Here is an 18,508-nt window from a genome sequence, read left to right on the forward strand (position 1 = left end):
CCACGGCACTTGTGCCGTGGCTTTTTCGTTTCCTGCGTCCGCTTGCCCGCCGGGGCCGCCCCCGAAGGAGAAACGATGTCCGATGCCGCCGCCCCTCGCCTCGAAATCGTGCCGAACCGCCATCGCGTGCGCGTGATTCATCGCGGCATTACCTATGCCGATTCGCACGGCGCGCTGACCGTGCGGGAAGCGGGCCTGCCGGACATCCATTACCTGCCGCGCGGCGACGTCAACATGCGCAGGCTCGTGAAGTCGAGCGTCACGACGGTGTGCCCGCTGAGGGGGCAGGCCGTGTATTTCGATTTGCAGACCGAAGACGGCGTGATCGAGAACGCCGCATGGAGTTACGAAGCACCGGGGGCGACCGCGTCCGTGCTTGCGCACTACGTCGCCTTCGATGTCGCCCGGGTCGACAGTCTCGTCGAGACGTCCTGATGCGGCGCGGGTTCATCGGGGAGGCCTCATGGAACTGAACGACACGTTACGCGTACCGCTCGCGCCCGCTGTCGTGCGGGACGCGCTCGAGGATCTCGCGCTGCTGCGGGCGAGTTTCGACCATTGCGAATCGTTTGCGAAACTCGCGCACGGCGAGTTCGCGCTGACGATCACGGTGCCGCTCGGCCCGCTGCGTGCGCGCTACGACGTGCGCGCGCACTCCGCGAGCGAACAGGGCGACGCGGAAGGGCAGCCGCGTCGCGTGCTGAACTTCAAGGCGCGCGCCGACGGGCTCGGCGCATTGCGCGGACAGGTCGAGCTCGTGCTGCTGCCTGACGATGACGATGCGGCCGCGACGCGGATCGACTACGTGGTGTGGACGACGGCGAGCGGCCCGCTCGCCGAACTGCCGGCGCGGCAGATCGAGAACGCGCTGCGCGAGTGGACCGACGATTTCTTCCGTGAATTCTGCGCGGTCGTGCAGGCGAAGCACGGGCTCGTGCCGAACCGCGCACGCTCGAGCCCGCAACGTCGCCAGCATGTGTTCCTGCGGCCGGCGTCGCTGATGGCCGCGGCGAAGCGTCCGCTGTCGCCGCACCTGGGCGGCGCGCTGACCGGCCGCGCCGCGAGCGCCGTTCATCATCGCGAATCCGGCCCGCTGCCCGTCTGGGTGTGGGCGGCGATCATCGCGTTCGTCGCGCTGCTGCTGTATGCGGCGCGCTGGATCAACGGCACCTGAGCGGTTGCCGCGGCTGCGGGCGCGTTGCGCGGCTCCCTGCCGGCGGCGCGCTGCCCGCTGCGGCCATTACCGCAGCGCGTCGGGCCCGGCGCCGCGAAACTCCCTCCGATACGCCGACGGCGACGTGCCGAGCGCGCCCGCGAAATGCTGGCGCAGCGACACGCTCGAACCGTAGCCGGCCGCCTGCGCGATCGCATCGATCGATTGTCCGGTGGTTTCCAGCAGATGCTGCGCGCGCGTGAGCCGTTCGGCCTGCAGCCACGCGGTGACGGTCGTGCCGGTCGCCTGGCGGAAGTGACGCGTGAACGTGCGGCGGCTCATCAGCACGCGCTCGGCGAGCGAATCCACGCTGTGCGCGACGTCGAGATGCGCACGGACCCAGTCGAGCAGGCCCGCGAGCCGTGCGTCGCGCGGATGCGCGGCGACGGGCTGCGGCACGTATTGCGCCTGCCCGCCCTGGCGGTGCGGCGGGATCACGAGACGGCGCGCGATCTGGTTCGCGGCCTCCGAGCCGAAGCGCCGCCGCACGACGTGCAGGCAGCAGTCGAGCCCCGCGGCCGTGCCGGCCGACGTCATCAGGTTGCCGTCGTCGACGTACAGCACGTCGGGGTCGAGCTTCACGCGCGGGAAGCGCTGCGCGAAATCGTCGGCCCACGCCCAATGTGTCGTCGCCGGGCGTCCGTCGAGCAGCCCGGCCGCGGCGAGCACGTACGCGCCGAGACACAGGCCGACGACCTGCGCGCCGCGCGCGGCCGCCGTGCGCACCGCATCGACCATGACCGCCGGCGGCGCTTCGTCGGGATCGCGCCACGCCGGCACGATGACGATGTCGGCATCGTCGAGCGCGTCGAGCCCGTATGGCGCGGTGATCGTGAAGCCGCCGGTGGTCGCCAGCGGGCCGCGCTCGGCCGAGCAGACCCGGAAATCGAATACGGGCGCCGCGCCCGCATCGCGCTCCTTGCCGAACACGACGGACGGCACCGACAGGTGGAACGGGCTGATGCCGTCGTACGCGATCACGGCGACGACGGTCGGGGCAGGCGCAACGGACGACGCAGCGGCGCGCATGGCGGGCTCCGGGAGGACGATGGCCCGATTCTATCGAAGAATGGCTATCGGGCCACTGTCCGCATATGCGAAGCGATCCGACAATGCATCACATCGCGCTGCTGGCTGCTTCGTTCCGGAGCGGGGCGACGCTGCCAAATCCGGAGATCCTGTCATGTCGAACGCCGTGCCGTCTTCCTCTTCGTCTTCCTCGTCGTACGCCTCCCGCCGCGCGTTGATCGTGATCGATGTGCAGAACGAATACGTGACGGGCGACCTGCCGATCGAATATCCGCCCGTCGACGCATCGCTCGCGAACATCGGCCGCGCGATCGACGCCGCGCAGGCGGCCGGCGTGCCCGTGATCGTCGTCCAGCACGTCGCGCCGGCCGGTGCGCCGATCTTCGCGCCGGGCACGGACGGCGTCGCGTTGCATCCGGTCGTCGCCGAGCGCCCGTATGCGCACCTGATCGTGAAGGCGCAGGCCAGCGCGTTCGCCGGCACCGATCTCGCCGCGTGGCTCGACGCGCACGGTATCGACACGCTCGCGGTCGTGGGCTACATGACGCATAACTGCAATGCGTCGACGGTCTATCACGCGGCGCACGCGGGGCTCGCCGTCGAGTACCTGGCGGACGCGACCGGCGCGGTGCCGTACGAGAACGAAGCGGGAGCGGTCAGCGCGGAAGAGATTCACCGCGCGTACACGGTGGTGTTCCAGTCGAATTTCGCGACCGTGATGTCGACCGATGCGTGGATCGCCGGGCTCGGCGGCGCGGCGATGCCGACGCGCGATTCGGTGGCCGCGTCGAACCGGCGGGCCCGCGCGCAACGCGCGAAGGCGGCGTGAGCGACGCACAGCAGAGCACGGAGATTCGGCGGGCAACGCGCGGCGCTTGAGTTGCCGCGCGCGGCCGAAGCGCTCGGCCTATCAGGATGAAACGGCGCGCAACGCGCCGTCGGGGCGATTGATCCGTCAGTCGCCCGTCTTCAGCATCGCCGGGCTGTAACGCATCATGTCGAAGCAGCCGTCGACGAGCTGTTCCGCATGCTGCTCGGCGTCGATCTCGTCGGGCAGCATCAGCATGTCGCGCACAAAACCGCTGACGAGCGTGTGCAGCATCAGCGTCGCGCGCCACGTGTCGAGCCGCTCGGGCAGCAGCTTGAGCCGCACGGCCCCCGCGAGATCGGCGTCGATCGCATGCAGCGCCTCGCTCATCCCGGCGCGATTGCGCTGCAGCAGCGGCTCCATGTCCGCGACGTACTCGCACTTCATGAACAGGATGCTGAACACGCGCCGCAATTGCGGGTCGCGCTGCACGCCGAGCAGGCACCAGATCACGATCTTGCGGATCTTCTCGAGCGGATTGCCGCCCGGCGCGTCGAGCGGCATCCGCTTGAGTTCGTCGATCGGCAGGAACACGCGGTCGAACATCGCGTCGAACAGCTCGCTCTTGTTCGCGAAATGCCAGTAGATCGCGCCGCGCGTCACGCCGGCGTGCTGGGCAATATCGGCGAGCGACGTGTGCGACACGCCCTTCTCGAAGAACACGTGTTCGGCGGCGTCGAGAATGCGGTTACGCGTCTCGAGCGCCTCCTCCTTGGTGCGTCTGACCATGTGCAGGCCTGAATGGATCGATCGTAGGTGAATATAGGGTCCGCAACCCTCGTCGCTGCCGACTGGACCGGCTATGCTTGGCGGCTGGTAACAATTCGTAAGACTGAACAGGGGCTGGGGCCAAACGGGCTTTTTACATACATTCGTGAATGTATATACAATACCACCCTACGATCGAATGACCCAAGTGGCAATCAGTTAATATCCCACTCTGCTGATTCCCGCCCTAGTACCTGTCCGCAGTTCGCGGCGTCTCGTCGGCATGGAGGTTTCGTGCCGACTTGCTGTATCCAGCAGTCCAGTAATTCAGGTGTTCGATCTGCGCCGCGAGGCGCATCCGTGTGGCGCTCCGGTCGGGCGCCGCACTTATTCCAATGGTTATACACAGAGGTCGCTCCATGCGCGTCGAACGGGTTCCATACCGCTTACTCACTGTCGCGACGGCCGCCGTTTTCCTGGCCGCGTGCGGGAAAAAAGAATCGGCACCGCCGCCGCAAACGCCGGAAGTCGGCGTCGTCACCGTCCAGCCGCAAAACGTATCGGTCTTCACCGAACTGCCGGGCCGCACCAGCGCGTTCCTCGTCGCGCAGGTCCGCGCACGGGTGGACGGCATCGTGCTGCGCCGTGAATTCACCGAAGGCAGCGACGTCAAGGCCGGCCAGCGCCTCTACAAGATCGATCCCGCCCCGTACATCGCGCAACTGAACAGCGCGAAGGCGACGCTCGCGAAGGCGCAGGCAAACCTCGTCACGCAGAACGCGCTGGTCGCGCGCTACAAGGTGCTGGTCGCGGCGAACGCGGTCAGCAAGCAGGAATACGACAACGCGGTGGCCACGCAAGGGCAGGCCGCGGCGGACGTCGCGGCCGGCAAGGCAGCGGTCGAGACCGCGCAGATCAATGTCGGCTATACGGACGTCGTGTCGCCGATCACCGGCCGCGTCGGCATTTCGCAAGTGACGCCGGGCGCATACGTGCAGGCGAGCCAGGCGACGCTGATGTCGACGGTGCAGCAGCTCGATCCGGTCTACGTCGACCTCACGCAATCGAGCCTCGACGGGCTGAAGCTGCGCCAGGACGTGCAGAGCGGCCGCCTGAAGACGAGCGGCCCGGGCGCCGCGAAGGTGTCGCTGATCCTCGAAGACGGCAAGACCTATTCGGAAGCCGGCAAGCTGCAGTTCTCGGACGTGACGGTCGACCAGACCACCGGCTCGGTCACCATTCGCGCCGTGTTCCCGAACCCGGGCCGCGTGCTGCTGCCGGGGATGTTCGTGCGCGCACGGATCGAGGAAGGCGTGAACGAGAACGCGTTCCTGGTGCCGCAGATCGGCGTCACGCACGACCAGAAGGGCCAGGCGATCGCGATGGTCGTGAACGCAAGCGACAAGGTCGAGCCGCGTCCGCTGAAGACGACCGGCATGCAGGGTCAGAACTGGGTCGTCGAAGGCGGCCTGCAAGCGGGCGACCGCGTGATCGTGCAGGGCGTCGACAAGGTGCGTCCGGGTGCGACGGTGAAGTCGGTCCCGGCCCAGTTGCCGGCAGCCGCTGCCGCATCGGGCGCGGCCGCCGCATCCGCCGCGCCGGCTGCTGCCGGTTCCGGCGCCGCAGCCGCATCGGGCACCGCCGCATCGGGTGCCGCCGCCTCGGGCGCCGCACCGGCGAGCGCCGCTGCTGCGTCGAGCGCGAAATAACAGGGAGCCTGTTTCATGGCAAAGTTTTTTATCGATCGCCCGATCTTCGCGTGGGTGATCGCCATCATCCTGATGCTGGCCGGGGTTGCGGCGATCTTCACGCTACCGATCGCACAGTATCCGACGATCGCGCCGCCATCGATCCAGATCACCGCGAACTACCCGGGCGCTTCCGCGAAGACGGTGGAAGACACGGTGACGCAGGTGATCGAGCAGCAGATGAGCGGTCTCGACAACTTCCTGTACATGTCGTCGACGAGTGACGACTCGGGCAACGCCACGATCACGCTGACGTTCGCACCGGGCACCAACGCCGACATCGCACAGGTCCAGGTGCAGAACAAGCTGTCGCTCGCGACGCCGGTTCTGCCGCAGGTCGTGCAGCAGCTCGGTCTGTCGGTGACGAAGTCGAGCAGCAGCTTCCTGCTGGTGCTCGCCTTCAACTCCGAAGACGGCAGCATGAACAAGTACGACCTCGCGAACTTCGTGGCGTCGCACGTGAAGGACCCGATCAGCCGGTTGAACGGCGTCGGTACCGTCACGCTGTTCGGCTCGCAGTACGCGATGCGGGTCTGGCTCGACCCGACCCGCCTGACGAACTACGGCCTCACGCCGGTCGACGTGACGACCGCGATCACCGCGCAGAACGTGCAGATCGCGGGCGGCCAGATCGGCGGCACGCCGGCCAAGCCGGGCACGGTGCTGCAGGCGACGATCACCGAATCGACGCTGCTGCAGACGCCCGAGCAGTTCGGCAACATCCTGCTGAAGGTCAACAAGGACGGCTCGCAGGTTCGCCTGAAGGACGTCGCGCAGATCGGCCTCGGCGGCGAAAACTACAACTTCGACACGAAGTACAACGGTCAGCCGACCGCGGCACTCGGCATCCAGCTCGCGACCAACGCGAACGCGCTCGCGACCGCGAAGGCCGTGCGCGCGAAGATCGACGAGCTCGCACCGTTCTTCCCGCACGGCCTCGTCGTGAAGTATCCGTACGACACGACGCCGTTCGTGAAGCTGTCGATCGAGGAAGTGGTCAAGACGCTGCTCGAAGGTATCGTGCTGGTGTTCCTCGTGATGTATCTGTTCCTGCAGAACCTGCGGGCGACGATCATCCCGACGATCGCGGTGCCGGTGGTGCTGCTCGGCACGTTCGCGGTCATGTCGCTGGTGGGCTTCTCGATCAACACGCTGTCGATGTTCGGCCTCGTGCTCGCGATCGGCCTGCTGGTGGACGATGCGATCGTGGTGGTCGAGAACGTCGAGCGCGTGATGGCGGAAGAGGGGCTGTCACCGAAGGAGGCGACCCGCAAGGCGATGGGCCAGATCACCGGTGCGCTGGTCGGCATCGCGCTCGTGCTGTCGGCCGTGTTCGTGCCGGTCGCGTTCTCCGGCGGTTCGGTCGGTGCGATCTATCGGCAGTTCTCGCTGACGATCGTGACGGCGATGATCCTGTCGGTGCTGGTCGCGTTGATTCTGACGCCGGCACTGTGCGCGACGATCCTCAAGCCGATCCCGCAGGGCCATCACGAAGAAAAGAAGGGCTTCTTCGGCTGGTTCAACCGCACGTTCAACAACAGCCGCGACAAGTACCACGTCGGCGTGCACCACGTGATCAAGCGCTCGGGCCGCTGGCTCATCATCTATCTGGTCGTGATCGTCGCGGTCGGGCTGCTGTTCGTGCGCCTGCCGAAGTCGTTCCTGCCCGATGAAGACCAGGGCCTGATGTTCGTGATCGTGCAGACGCCGTCGGGTTCGACGCAGGAAACGACCGCCAAGACGCTCGCGAACATTTCCGACTACCTGCTGAAGGACGAGAAGGAAATCGTCGAGTCGGCGTTCACGGTCAACGGCTTCAGCTTCGCCGGCCGCGGCCAGAACTCGGGTCTCGTGTTCGTGCGCCTGAAGGACTACTCGCAGCGTCAGCACGCGAACCAGAAGGTCCAGGCGCTGATCGGCCGGATGTTCGGCCGCTACGGCAGCTATAAGGACGCGATCGTGATCCCGTTCAACCCGCCGTCGATTCCGGAACTCGGCACGGCCGCCGGCTTCGACTTCGAGCTGACGGACAACGCCGGTCTCGGCCACGACGCGCTGATGGCCGCGCGTAACCAGCTGCTCGGGATGGCTTCGAAGGATCCGACGCTGCAGGGCGTGCGTCCGAACGGGCTGAACGATACGCCGCAGTACAAGGTCGACATCGATCGCGAAAAGGCGAACGCACTCGGCGTGACGGCGGATGCGATCGACCAGACCTTCTCGATCGCGTGGGCGTCGAAGTACGTGAACAACTTCCTCGACACCGACGGCCGGATCAAGAAGGTGTACGTGCAGGCGGACGCGCCGTTCCGGATGACGCCGGAGGACATGAACGTCTGGTACGTGCGCAACGGCTCGGGCGGGATGGTGCCGTTCGGCGCGTTCGCGACCGGTCACTGGACGTACGGTTCGCCGAAGCTCGAGCGCTACAACGGCGTGTCCGCGATGGAAATCCAGGGGCAGGCCGCGCCGGGCAAGTCGACCGGTCAGGCGATGACCGCGATGGAAGGGCTCGCGAAGAAGCTGCCGGTCGGTATCGGCTATTCGTGGACCGGCCTGTCGTTCCAGGAAATCCAGTCGGGCTCGCAGGCGCCGATCCTGTACGCGATCTCGATCCTGGTCGTGTTCCTGTGTCTCGCGGCACTGTATGAAAGCTGGTCGATCCCGTTCTCGGTCATCATGGTGGTGCCGCTCGGCGTGGTCGGCGCACTGCTCGCGGCGACGATGCGCGGCCTCGAAAACGACGTGTACTTCCAGGTCGGCCTGTTGACTACGGTGGGCTTGTCGGCGAAGAACGCGATCCTGATCGTCGAATTCGCGCGCGAGTTGCAGGTGACCGAGAAGATGGGGCCGGTCGAGGCCGCGCTGGAAGCGGCGCGCCAGCGGCTGCGCCCGATCCTGATGACGTCGCTCGCGTTCATTCTCGGCGTGATGCCGCTCGCGATCAGCAATGGCGCGGGGTCGGCGAGCCAGCACGCGATCGGCACGGGCGTGATCGGCGGGATGCTCACGGCGACGTTCCTCGCGATCTTCCTGATCCCGATGTTCTTCGTGAAGATCCGCGCGATCTTCAGCGGCGAGCGGGAAGATGCCGACGAGGCATTGCGTCTGGCTCAGGAGCACGCGAAGCACGAAGAGAAGCCGGGCAACGGCGACGAAGGCAACAAGGGACAGTGATGATGCAAAAACACGCTTTGACTGCAATCGCGGTCGCGCTGGCCGCCGCGCTCCTTGCCACGGGCTGCACGATGGCGCCGCATTACAAGCGGCCCGATGCGCCCGTCGCGCAGGCGTACCCGGCCGGCGGCGTCTATGCGACGCAGCCGGGTGCTGCCGGTGCGCGCAGCGCGAACGGCCAGGCGGCGACCGCCATCGGCTGGCGCGAATTCTTCGTCGATCCGCGCCTGCAGCGGCTGATCGAGATCGCGCTGAAGAACAACCGCGACCTGCGGGTCGCGGTGCTGAACATCGAGGCGTCGCGCGCGCAGTACCAGATCACGCGCGCCGGCCTGTTCCCGACGCTCGACGGCACCGGTACGGGCAACATCCAGCGCGTGCCGCGCGGTGTGTCGCAGACGGGGCAGCCGTACATCTCGCGCACCTACAACGTCGGCGCGTCCGCGTCGTGGGAGCTCGACCTGTTCGGCCGCGTGCAGAGCCTGAAGGACCAGGCGCTCGCGCAGTACCTGGCGACCTCGTACGCACGGCAGGCCACCGAGATCTCGCTCGTATCGCAAGTCGCGGATCAGTACCTGACGCTGCTGTCGACCGACGACCTGCTGCAGGTCACGGAGAACACGCTGAAGTCCGCGCAGGCATCGTACGACCTGACGAAGCTGCAGTTCGACAACGGCACGGGCTCCGAGCTCGAGTTGCGTCAGGCGCAGACGGTCGTCGAGCAGGCGCTGTCGAACCAGCAGGCGCAGGCACGGGCACGCGCACAGGCGCTGAACGCGCTGGTGCTGCTGATCGGCGAGCCGCTGCCGGACGATCTGCCGGCGGGCATGCCGCTCGACGCGCAGAACCTGCTGACGGATGTGCCGGCCGGTCTGCCGTCCGACCTGCTGACGCGTCGTCCGGACGTGATGCAGGCCGAGCAGACGCTCCTGGCCGCGAACGCGAACATCGGCGCGGCGCGCGCGGCGTTCTTCCCGAAGATCTCGCTGACGGGCGCGTTCGGCACCGCGAGCCCGACGCTCGGCGGCCTCTTCAAGGCCGGCACGGCGGCGTGGTCGTTCGCGCCGCAGATCACGATGCCGATCTTCGAAGGCGGGCAGAACATCGCGAACCTGAACCTCGCGCACGTGCAGAAGCGCATCGAGATCGCCAACTACGAGAAGGCGATCCAGTCGGCGTTCCGCGAAGTGTCCGACGGGCTGGCGGCACGCGGCACGTACGACCAGCAGATCGCCGCGCTCGAGCGCAACGAGCACGCGCAGCAGCGCCGCTTCGACCTGTCGGACCTGCGCTACAAGAACGGCGTCGACAGCTACCTGTCGGTGCTGACCGCGCAGACCGATCTGTACTCGGCGCAGCAGACGCTGATCAGCGCGCGTCTGGCACGCTGGACGAACCTGGTCGATCTGTATCGCGCACTGGGTGGCGGCTGGATCCAGCACGCGGGCGAGACGCCGCGCGCGCCGGACCAGACGGTCGACTCCGACAAGGCGGCCGCACCGGCGCCTGCGTCGGCAGCGGCGACCAACGGGTAAGCACGACGGCGGGCAGGGGCGGGCGACCGCCCCGGTTCGCTGAAGTCGCGGTCTCCGGAATGCGACAACGCCACGGACGAAAGTCCGTGGCGTTTCTTTTTGTGCGGCCGGTGGGGGCGAGCGGTTTGCAGCGACGGCGAATCGTCATCGCACGCATCGCCGGCCTCATCTCTACCGTCGCGTGTTCGCCGCCGCAAAGCAAAACGCCACGGCAGGCCGTGGCGTTTTTCCTTCACCGCAGCGTTCAGCCGCGTCCGATGCAGGCCGATCAGTGATGCACGTCGGCCGGGCGCCCGTCGAAGTCGTGGCCCGCGCGGCGGATTTCGCACCGTGCGTCCTTCTCGCCCTTCACGCCGTTGAACACGATGTTCAGGATCACGGCCGTGGCCGACGCGAGCAGGATGCCGCTGTGCAGGATCGGTGCGAGTGCGGGCGGCAGCTTCGAGAAGAAGTGCGGCGACACCACCGGCACGAGGCCCATGCCGACGCTCACGGCGACGATGAACAGGTTGTGCGAGTTGTTCACGAAGTCGACCTTCGACAGCACCTTGATGCCGTTTGCCGCGACCATCCCGAACATCACGATGCCCGCGCCGCCGAGCACGAACGGCGGCACCGAAGCGACGACCTGCGCCATCTTCGGGAACAGGCCGAGCAGCACCAGGATCACGCCGCCCGTCGCGCAGACGAACCGGCTCTTCACGCCCGTCACGCCGATCAGGCCGACGTTCTGCGAGAACGACGTATGCGGGAACGAGTTGAAGATGCCGCCGATCAGCGTGCCGAGGCCGTCGACGCGCAGGCCGCGCACGAGGCGATCCTGGTTGACCGGACGATCGACCATGTCGCCGACCGCGAGGAACATGCCGGTCGATTCGATGAACGTGACGAACATCACCGTGACCATCGTCGCGATCGACAGCGGGTCGAAGTGCGGCAGGCCGAAGTGGAACGGCATCACGAAGCCGACCCACGGTGCGTGCGCGACGCCGTCGGTGTTCACGCGGCCGATCGCAAACGCGATCACGAAGCCGGCGACGATGCCGAGCAGCACCGAAATGTTCGCGACGAAGCCGCGGCCGTACTTGTTGATCAGCAGGATCAGCGTGAGCACGAGCAGCGACAGGCCGAGGTAGACGGGGCTGCCGTATTCGGGGTTGCCGACGCCGCCGGCCGCCCAGTTGATGCCGACTTCCATCAGCGACAGCCCGATCACCGCGATCACCGTGCCGACGACGACGGGCGGGAAGAACCGCAACAGCTTGCCGATCGTCGGCGCGAGCACGATGCCGATGATGCCGGCCGCTATCGTCGAGCCGAAGATGTCGAGAATGCCGAGGCCGGGGTTGGTGCCGATCGCGATCATCGGGCCGACTGCCGCGAACGTGCAGCCCATGATGACGGGCAGGCGGATCCCGAAGATCCACAGGCCGAGCGTCTGGATCAGCGTGGCGATGCCGCACGAAAACAGATCGGCGCTGATCAGGAACGCGATCTGGTCTTTCGGCAGCTTCAGCGCGCCGCCAACGATGAGCGGCACGGCGACGGCGCCGGCGTACATGACGAGGACGTGTTGCAGACCAAGCGTTACAAGCTTGCCGGTCGGCAGCACCTCATCGCACGGATGGACCGTGTTCGATTGCATCTGTCTCACTCCATGATCTTGTTTTCGGGGTGATACGAAGTTATGCGGAATGCACCATCGCAACAAGAGCGCTGGGTTCTATTCCGTTCTTCGCTGGTTCGATATGCCATTTCGGCATGAATCAGGGGGTCGATCATCGGGAAACACCGCTGGAGTGAGGTTCCCGGGTTTTATAGCCGTCCAAAATAGCGCGGGCCCCCGTGCCAAATATCGCCGGCTTTATGGTGTGTATCGCGACCGCGGCATAGTGGCAAAAACGACCGTCGAAAAATCGTGCCGGGTTAACCCGCGAGCGGCCGGTTTGGCCGGCAAGGTGCGGCCGGTGGTACCGCCCGCGCGCGGCCGCGTTTTCGCGTCGCCGCGGCGGCAAAAGCGCCGCCCGAATCGGGGCGCATGTCGCGATCCCGCTATCATCGGTATCCGCTTACTCGAATACACCATCCCGCCATGCGCCTGCTCGGAATCGACCTCGGCACCGGCTCCGTCAAACTCGTCACGCTAGATGCCGACGGCATCGAACGTGCGGTCGCGAGCGAACCCTATGCGTTGTCGTCGCCGCAGCCCGGCTGGGCGGAAATCGCGCCCGATGTATGGTGGCACGCGCTCGTGCGCGCCGCTGCGCGGCTGCCGGCCGGCGAGCGCGAACAGGTCGCCGCGATCGGCTTCTCCGGCCAGATGCACGGCGTCGTGCTGATCGACGCGGCCGGGCAGCCGGTGCGGCCCGCGATGCTGTGGCCCGATGCGCGCGCGGTGCGCGAAGCGGACGCGGAGAATTGGCCGGATAATGGTTCGTCCATCGCCGGTTCGCCCGTCGCCGGATTGCCCGTCGCCGGATTGCCCGTCGCCCCGAATCCCGTCGCGCCGGGAATGGCCGGGCCGCTGTTGCGCTGGCTGGCCGCACATGAACCGCACGCGCTGCAGGCCGCGCGCTGGGCCGTCCAGCCGAAGGACTGGCTGCGCGTCGCGCTCGGCGGCGAGATCGCGGCCGATCCGAGCGATGCGTGCGCGACCGCGCTCGCGACGCCGGACGGCACGTGGGACACGGCGTTGATCGACACACTGGGTTTGCCGGTCGACCGGTTCGCGCCTGTGCATGCGTCGAGCGCGCGCTGCGGCGTGCTCGATGCGAAGGCCGCGGCGGCGCTCGGGCTGCCGGCCGGCGTGCCGCTTGCGACCGGCGCGGCCGATACCGCATGCGCGGCACTCGGCAGCGGGCTCGTCGCCGCCGGCGACGCGTTGCTGACCACCGGCAGCGGCGGCCAGATCGTCGTGCTCGCGGACGTGTTGCCGCCCGCGCTGCGCGGGCTGCATCGCTATCGCACCGCGGCGGGCGGCGGCTATTACACGATGGCCGCGATGCAGAACGTCGGGCTCGCGCTCGAAGCCGTGCGCGGCTGGCTCGGCTATCCGCGGTGGGCGGACGCGTACGACGACGCGTTCGCGCAGCCGGCGTCCGAGCGACTGTGCTTCCTGCCGTACCTGACGGGCGAGCGCTCGCCATGGATGAACCCCGATGCGCGCGGCGGCTGGCTCGGCCTCGGGCTCGGCGACACGCGCGGCGCGATGATGCGCGCCGCGTTCGAAGGCGTCGCGTTCGCGTTGCGCGCGGGGCTCGATGCGATCCGCGACGCGAATCGCGCCGATCCGGTGACGGCACTGCGCCTGGCCGGCGGCGGCTCGGTCGATCCGCGCTGGCGGCAGTTGCTCGCGGATGCACTCGGCGCGTCGCTCGATGCCGTCGATTGCCCGAACGCCGCGACGCGCGGCGCCGCGCTGCTCGCGGGCGTCGCGATCGGACACTGGCGCGAGGACGCGCTACGTACGCTGGCGCCCGCTGCATCGCCGGTCGCCGCACCGCGCGACGATCGCGCGCTGGCCGCGCGCCATGCGCGTTTCATCGATCTGTATGCGCGAACGGATGCGTGGTTCACGACCGGCGTTTAAACTCGGGCACGTGTCGTTGGGCGTGCGTCAGCGGTGACGCGTCGCGGCAAGCCGGCGACCGTTTCACGCGCGCGATGCGCGGCGCGATCGGCGATCATGGTGAGCAGGGTACGGTGTCGCCGTGTCGCGGGGGCGCGCGCGGCACGGTTTGACCCGATCACGCGCGCATGTCGTCCGCGACGCTCGACGGCGGCATCCACCGGATGAAGAAGGGCGAATCGCTTCGCCCGCTCGTGCTGTATTGAACGGAAGGGAATCCCATGCTCGAACTCGTTTCTTCGCATGCTTGCCACGGTGGCGAGCAACGCTTCTATCGCCACGATTCGACGGCCATCGGCCTGCCGATGAAATTCTCCGTGTACCTGCCGCCGCAGGCCGCACACGGCCGCGTGCCGGCGCTGTTCTACCTCGCGGGGCTCACGTGCACCGACGAGACCTTCGCGATCAAGGGCGGCGCGCAGCAGTACGCGGCGCAGCACGGCGTCGCGCTCGTGATGCCCGATACGAGCCCGCGCGGCGCGAGCGTGCCGGGCGAGAACGATGCGTGGGATTTCGGCGTCGGCGCGGGTTTCTACGTCGACGCGACGCAAGCGCCGTGGTCGACGCATTACCGGATGGAGTCGTACGTGACGGAGGAATTGCGCCAGCTCGTCACGACCGAGCTGCCGATCGACGGCGCGCGGCTCGGCATCTTCGGGCACTCGATGGGCGGGCACGGCGCGCTGACGCTCGCGCTGCGCCATCCGGACCTGTACCGGTCGGTGTCGGCGTTCGCGCCGATCGCCGCGCCGACGCGCTGCCCGTGGGGCGAGAAGGCGTTCTCGGGCTACCTCGGTTCGGATCGCGACGCATGGAAGCAGCACGACGCGAGCGAACTCGTCGCGCGCGCGGATGCGCCGAAGTTCGCGGACGGCATCCTCGTCGATCAGGGCCTCGCCGATCAGTTCCTGTCGAACCAACTGCACCCCGACGTGTTCGAAGCCGCGTGCGCGAAGGCAGGCCAGCCGCTGACGCTGCGCCGGCATGAAGGCTACGACCACGGCTACTACTTCATCTCGACGTTCATCGCCGATCACATCGCGCATCATGCGCGGGTGTTGGCGCGGTGAGCGGAACACGCAACGCGTAACGCGCCGCGCGCACTGCACGCCGTGCGCGCATCAAAGCATCAAGCGTCAAGCATGAAAAAGCGCCGGCTGCCCTTCGGGCATGCCGGCGCTTTCATTTGTCGTCGTTCGACGCGATCAGCGGCGCCGCAACAGGCTCGCCCCATACACAATCGCAGACAACGCCGTGATCCAGAAGCTCGTCGGCCAGTCGGTGTGATACGCGAGCGCGATCCCGGCCCATGCTTCGAACAGCGCGAACAGCGCGGCCAGCAGCACGCCGGTCGTCAGCCGCGTCGACACGTTCTGCGCGGCGGCGGCCGGCCCGACCAGCAGCGTGAATACCAGCAGCACGCCGACGATCTGCGTGGCCGCGGCCACCGCGAGCGCGCACACCGCGAGGAACAGCATCGACACCGTGCGCAGCGACACGCCCTTGGCTTCGGCCAGTTCGGGCTGCAGCGACGCGAACAGCAATGGCCGCGCGATCAGCGCGAGCGCGACGAGACTCACCGCGCCGATGCCGGCCAGCACCGCGAGCGTGTCGTGGCTGACCGCGAGCACGTTGCCGAACAGCAGCGCGGTGACCTGCGTCGCGAACGACGTGTAGAAGTGCAGGAACAGCAGCCCGAAGCCGAGCGCGCCGGACAGGATCACGCCGATCGCGACATCGCGGCCCGCGAGCCGTTCGCCGAGCGCACCCATGCCGATGCCGGCCGCGAGCGTGAAGCCGACCATCCCCCAGATCGGCGAGATGCCGAGCAGCACCGCGCCGGTCGCGCCGGTGAAGCCGACGTGCGACAGCGCATGGCCGGCGAAGGTCTGTCCGCGCAGCACCAGGAAGTAGCCGACGATGCCCGCGAGCACCGCGACGATCCCCGACGCGGCGAACGCGTTGATCATGAAGTCGTATTCAAACATCGTGCGATTGCCCGGGATGAGCGTGTCCGTGATGGTGATGGCCGTGGCCGCCACCGCCGCCGTGCGAGTGGCCGTCGTCGTCCTCGTGTTCGTGATCGTGCTTCTCGATCTCGACGTCGCCGGACATCACGAAGATCTTGCCGTTCACGCGCATCACGTCGATCGGCGACCCGTACAGCCGCGACAGCACCGGCTTGGTGATCACCTCGTCGACGGTGCCGAGCGCCGCGACGCCGTTGCCGAGATACAGCACGCGATCGAGTGCGTTCAGCAGCGGATTCAGTTCGTGCGCGGAAAACAGCACGGTGATGCCCAACTCGCGCTGCACGTTGCGCACGAGTTCGACGACGCCGCGCTGATGATTCGGGTCGAGGCTGATCAGCGGTTCGTCGAGGAGCAGCAGCTTCGGGCTGCCGAGCAGGCACTGCGCGAGCAGCAGCCGCTGCCGCTCGCCGCCCGACAGTTCCGACAACGGCCGGCGCGCGAGCATCGGGCCGCCGACGAGATCGAGCACGCGATCGACGTCGCGCCGCGTCGCGGCGTTGGTGTGCGGCAGCCCCCAGCGGTGGCCGTCGGCGGCCATCGCGACGAAGTCGTAGCCGCGCATCCGGCGATTCGCGAGGCCGCTCCTGATCTGCGGCATATAGCCGATCGACGCGTTGCCGCGCTCGACCGGCACGCCGCCGACCGACAGCGTGCCGCCCGTGACGGGCACGAGGCCGAGCACGGCGCGCATCAGCGTCGTCTTGCCCGCGCCGTTCGGCCCGAGCACGCCGACGAATTCGCCGGGTTCGATCGAGAAGCTGACGTCGCGCAGGATCGTGCGGCCGCCCAGTTCGAGCGTGACGCGATCGAGTGCGAGTGCGTGGGGAGTGGCGTTCATTTCGTTACAGTGATCATTTCTTGCTGGCAGCCAGCGCGGCCGCGAGCGCGTCGAGCTGGCCGGCCATCCATTGCTGGAAGGTCTTGCCGGCCGGCTGCGTCTCGGTGACGCTCACGCTTGGCACGCCGCCGTCGCGCGCGACCTTCAGCAGGCGCTTGGTCATCGGCGCTTCGGCCTGGCTGTTGTAGATCAGCGCGCGCACCTGCTTCTTGCGCAGGTCGTTCTCGAACGCAGCGACGTCCTGCGCGCTCGCCTCCGTATCGTTCATCGTCGCGAGCTGGAAGCGCTGGTTGCGCATGTCGAGGCCGATCGCGTCGGACATGTAGCCGAACACCGGTTCGGTCGCCGTCACCGGCACGCCCTTGTACTGGGCGCGCAGCGCGGCGATCTTGTCGTCGATCGGCTTCAGCGATGCAACGAACTTCTGCAGGTTCGCGTCGTAGTCGGCCTTGTTCGCCGGGTCCGCACGGCCGAGCTCGGCCGCGATCGCACGCGCGGCGGCCGGCATCGTCGCCGGGTCGTACCACAGGTGCGGGTTGTCGCCGGCCTTCTTGCCGACCAGATCGGCGACGACGATCGTCGCGCGCTTGGCCTGCTTCGATGCGGACAGCAGCTTGCCCATCCACGGATCGTAGTTCGCGCCGTTGTAGATCACGACCTGCGCGTGTTGCAGCGCGCGGGCCGTCTTCGGGCTCGCTTCGAACAGGTGCGGGTCCTGGTCGGGATTGCTCAGGATGCTCGTCACCGCGACATGGCTGCCGCCGATCTGCGACGCGACGTCGCCATAGAAATTCTCGGCGGCGACGACGTTGACGGTCGCGGCGTGCGCGACACCGGTTGCGGCGATCGACAGCACGGCGGATGCGGCGGCAGCGGCCAGCAGGCGGGCAAGCGGCAGGGCGCGCCGCGGCGCGCGCTTCAGGGCATTGGACATGGAACTCCTCGTTGGAAAGGGCGGCGCCGTGCGCCGCACGTGTGCGGTGTCAGCGTTGCGCGGGCTTGCCCTTGCAGTGCGCGCACAGGCCGTTCAGCTCGACGACCTGGTGATGGACTTCGAACCCGTGCGCGGGCGCGCTCGCCGACAACTGCTTCGCGAGGTCGCTGCCGGGGATCTCGACGGTCTCGCCGCACGAATCGCAGATCAGGAACTGGCCTTCGTGCGGCACGCCGATTTCGCAGCACGCGAAGAACGCGTTCTTCGACTCGATCCGGTGGATGAAGCCGTGCTCGACGAGGAAATCCAGCGCGCGATAGACGGTCGTGGGCGGCACGCGGCCGCGCTGCGGCTCGAGTTCGGCGAGCAGGTCGTACGCGCCGATCGGGCGCTGCGCGGCCAGCACGCGTTCGTAGACCTGACGGCGCAGCGGCGTCCACGCGAGCCCGTGCTCGGCGGCGAATGCGTCGGCCCGGGACAGCCGGGCTTCGATGGGCGATGAGGTAGCCATGGCGTGAAGCAGGCAATGAAACGAAGTATCGCGATGATATAACGTATCTCCTCGTCCTGCAGCGCGAATTCCCGCCGCCCGCGCATTCCGCCCCCTTCATCGGCGCTTCAGCCGCGCCGCACCCAGCTCGCCGTCCCTTATTGGGCTTGGCGCGCCGTTTCCCACGCGGTCCGGCCATGCGGCAGCGCATCATCGAAAGCCGCCGTGTCGCCTTGACAGCGTCAATCGCGTATCCGATCATTCGATCAACAATAGAGCAATTGATCGGTCAGCGAGCGTTCGCTCA

Annotated in this window: 16 protein-coding genes; 9 read left to right on the plus strand and 7 right to left on the minus strand. The window is 67.7% G+C overall.

Annotation, left to right across the window (positions count from 1 at the left end):
- Positions 1–75 precede the first annotated feature (75 nt).
- Both C7H84_RS14760 and C7H84_RS14765 read left to right on the plus strand, forming a co-directional pair.
- Positions 76–435, plus strand: coding sequence for a DUF427 domain-containing protein (locus tag C7H84_RS14760; RefSeq protein WP_121859476.1), 360 nt, complete (start codon positions 76–78; stop codon positions 433–435).
- Positions 436–463: 28 nt separating this feature from the next.
- Positions 464–1,174 (plus strand): SRPBCC domain-containing protein, encoded by a 711-nt coding sequence (locus tag C7H84_RS14765; protein WP_121859477.1) that lies wholly within the window; start codon positions 464–466, stop codon positions 1,172–1,174.
- Between the two features lie 66 nt (positions 1,175–1,240).
- On the opposite strand, the gene C7H84_RS14770 is transcribed toward C7H84_RS14765, so the two are convergent.
- On the minus strand, positions 1,241–2,242 hold the full coding sequence (locus C7H84_RS14770) for a helix-turn-helix domain-containing protein (protein ID WP_121859478.1): 1,002 nt from the start codon (positions 2,240–2,242) through the stop codon (positions 1,241–1,243).
- Positions 2,243–2,396: 154 nt separating this feature from the next.
- Here C7H84_RS14770 and C7H84_RS14775 point away from each other — a divergent pair, with 154 nt between their 5' ends.
- On the plus strand, positions 2,397–3,071 hold the full coding sequence (locus C7H84_RS14775; protein WP_121859479.1) for a cysteine hydrolase family protein: 675 nt from the start codon (positions 2,397–2,399) through the stop codon (positions 3,069–3,071).
- Positions 3,072–3,197: 126 nt separating this feature from the next.
- Here the strand turns inward: C7H84_RS14775 and C7H84_RS14780 are convergent, their stop codons facing one another.
- The gene (locus tag C7H84_RS14780; RefSeq protein WP_121859480.1) at positions 3,198–3,839 is read right to left on the minus strand and encodes a TetR family transcriptional regulator; all 642 of its coding nucleotides are present in this window, start codon (positions 3,837–3,839) and stop codon (positions 3,198–3,200) included.
- Positions 3,840–4,237: 398 nt separating this feature from the next.
- Between C7H84_RS14780 and C7H84_RS14785 the strand changes: the two genes are divergently transcribed.
- The 4 genes from C7H84_RS14785 (at position 4,238) to C7H84_RS36355 (ending at position 10,553) form a co-directional block, all read left to right on the plus strand.
- Entirely contained in the window at positions 4,238–5,527 is a 1,290-nt protein-coding gene (locus C7H84_RS14785) for an efflux RND transporter periplasmic adaptor subunit (protein WP_121859481.1), read from the plus strand.
- Between the two features lie 15 nt (positions 5,528–5,542).
- On the plus strand, positions 5,543–8,743 hold the full coding sequence (locus C7H84_RS14790) for an efflux RND transporter permease subunit (protein ID WP_121859482.1): 3,201 nt from the start codon (positions 5,543–5,545) through the stop codon (positions 8,741–8,743).
- Positions 8,743–10,278 (plus strand): efflux transporter outer membrane subunit, encoded by a 1,536-nt coding sequence (locus C7H84_RS14795; protein WP_121859483.1) that lies wholly within the window; start codon positions 8,743–8,745, stop codon positions 10,276–10,278. Before C7H84_RS14790 ends, C7H84_RS14795 begins: the two co-directional genes overlap by 1 nt.
- Positions 10,279–10,364: 86 nt before the next feature.
- The gene (locus tag C7H84_RS36355) at positions 10,365–10,553 is read left to right on the plus strand and encodes a hypothetical protein (protein ID WP_162999283.1); all 189 of its coding nucleotides are present in this window, start codon (positions 10,365–10,367) and stop codon (positions 10,551–10,553) included.
- On the opposite strand, the gene C7H84_RS14800 is transcribed toward C7H84_RS36355, so the two are convergent.
- The gene (locus C7H84_RS14800; RefSeq protein WP_162999284.1) at positions 10,547–11,923 is read right to left on the minus strand and encodes a nucleobase:cation symporter-2 family protein; all 1,377 of its coding nucleotides are present in this window, start codon (positions 11,921–11,923) and stop codon (positions 10,547–10,549) included. The two genes, C7H84_RS36355 and C7H84_RS14800, sit on opposite strands and share 7 nt — an antisense overlap.
- Before the next feature lie 447 nt (positions 11,924–12,370).
- Between C7H84_RS14800 and C7H84_RS14805 the strand changes: the two genes are divergently transcribed.
- Both C7H84_RS14805 and fghA read left to right on the plus strand, forming a co-directional pair.
- On the plus strand, positions 12,371–13,867 hold the full coding sequence (locus C7H84_RS14805) for an FGGY family carbohydrate kinase (RefSeq protein WP_121859485.1): 1,497 nt from the start codon (positions 12,371–12,373) through the stop codon (positions 13,865–13,867).
- A 260-nt stretch (positions 13,868–14,127) separates the two neighbouring features.
- A complete protein-coding gene (gene fghA / locus C7H84_RS14810; protein WP_121859486.1) occupies positions 14,128–14,976 on the plus strand; it encodes an S-formylglutathione hydrolase in 849 nt (282 codons plus the stop codon).
- Between the two features lie 135 nt (positions 14,977–15,111).
- Here fghA and C7H84_RS14815 read toward each other — a convergent pair whose 3' ends face one another.
- Genes C7H84_RS14815 through C7H84_RS14830 form a run of 4 tightly spaced genes read right to left on the minus strand, consistent with a single transcriptional unit; the run spans position 15,112 to position 18,222 of the window.
- A complete protein-coding gene (locus C7H84_RS14815) occupies positions 15,112–15,894 on the minus strand; it encodes a metal ABC transporter permease (protein WP_121859671.1) in 783 nt (260 codons plus the stop codon).
- The gene (locus C7H84_RS14820) at positions 15,887–16,777 is read right to left on the minus strand and encodes an ABC transporter ATP-binding protein (RefSeq protein WP_121859487.1); all 891 of its coding nucleotides are present in this window, start codon (positions 16,775–16,777) and stop codon (positions 15,887–15,889) included. The genes C7H84_RS14815 and C7H84_RS14820 overlap by 8 nt, the downstream gene beginning before the upstream one ends.
- Positions 16,778–16,790: 13 nt before the next feature.
- Positions 16,791–17,711: a zinc ABC transporter substrate-binding protein gene (locus C7H84_RS14825; protein ID WP_121859488.1), complete on the minus strand. Its 921-nt coding sequence runs from the start codon at positions 17,709–17,711 to the stop codon at positions 16,791–16,793.
- 49 nt (positions 17,712–17,760) lie between these two features.
- Positions 17,761–18,222: a Fur family transcriptional regulator gene (locus C7H84_RS14830; protein ID WP_121859489.1), complete on the minus strand. Its 462-nt coding sequence runs from the start codon at positions 18,220–18,222 to the stop codon at positions 17,761–17,763.
- Positions 18,223–18,508: the final 286 nt, after the last annotated feature.

This window comes from Burkholderia sp. Nafp2/4-1b (genome assembly GCF_003635165.1).
Taxonomy (GTDB): domain Bacteria; phylum Pseudomonadota; class Gammaproteobacteria; order Burkholderiales; family Burkholderiaceae; genus Burkholderia.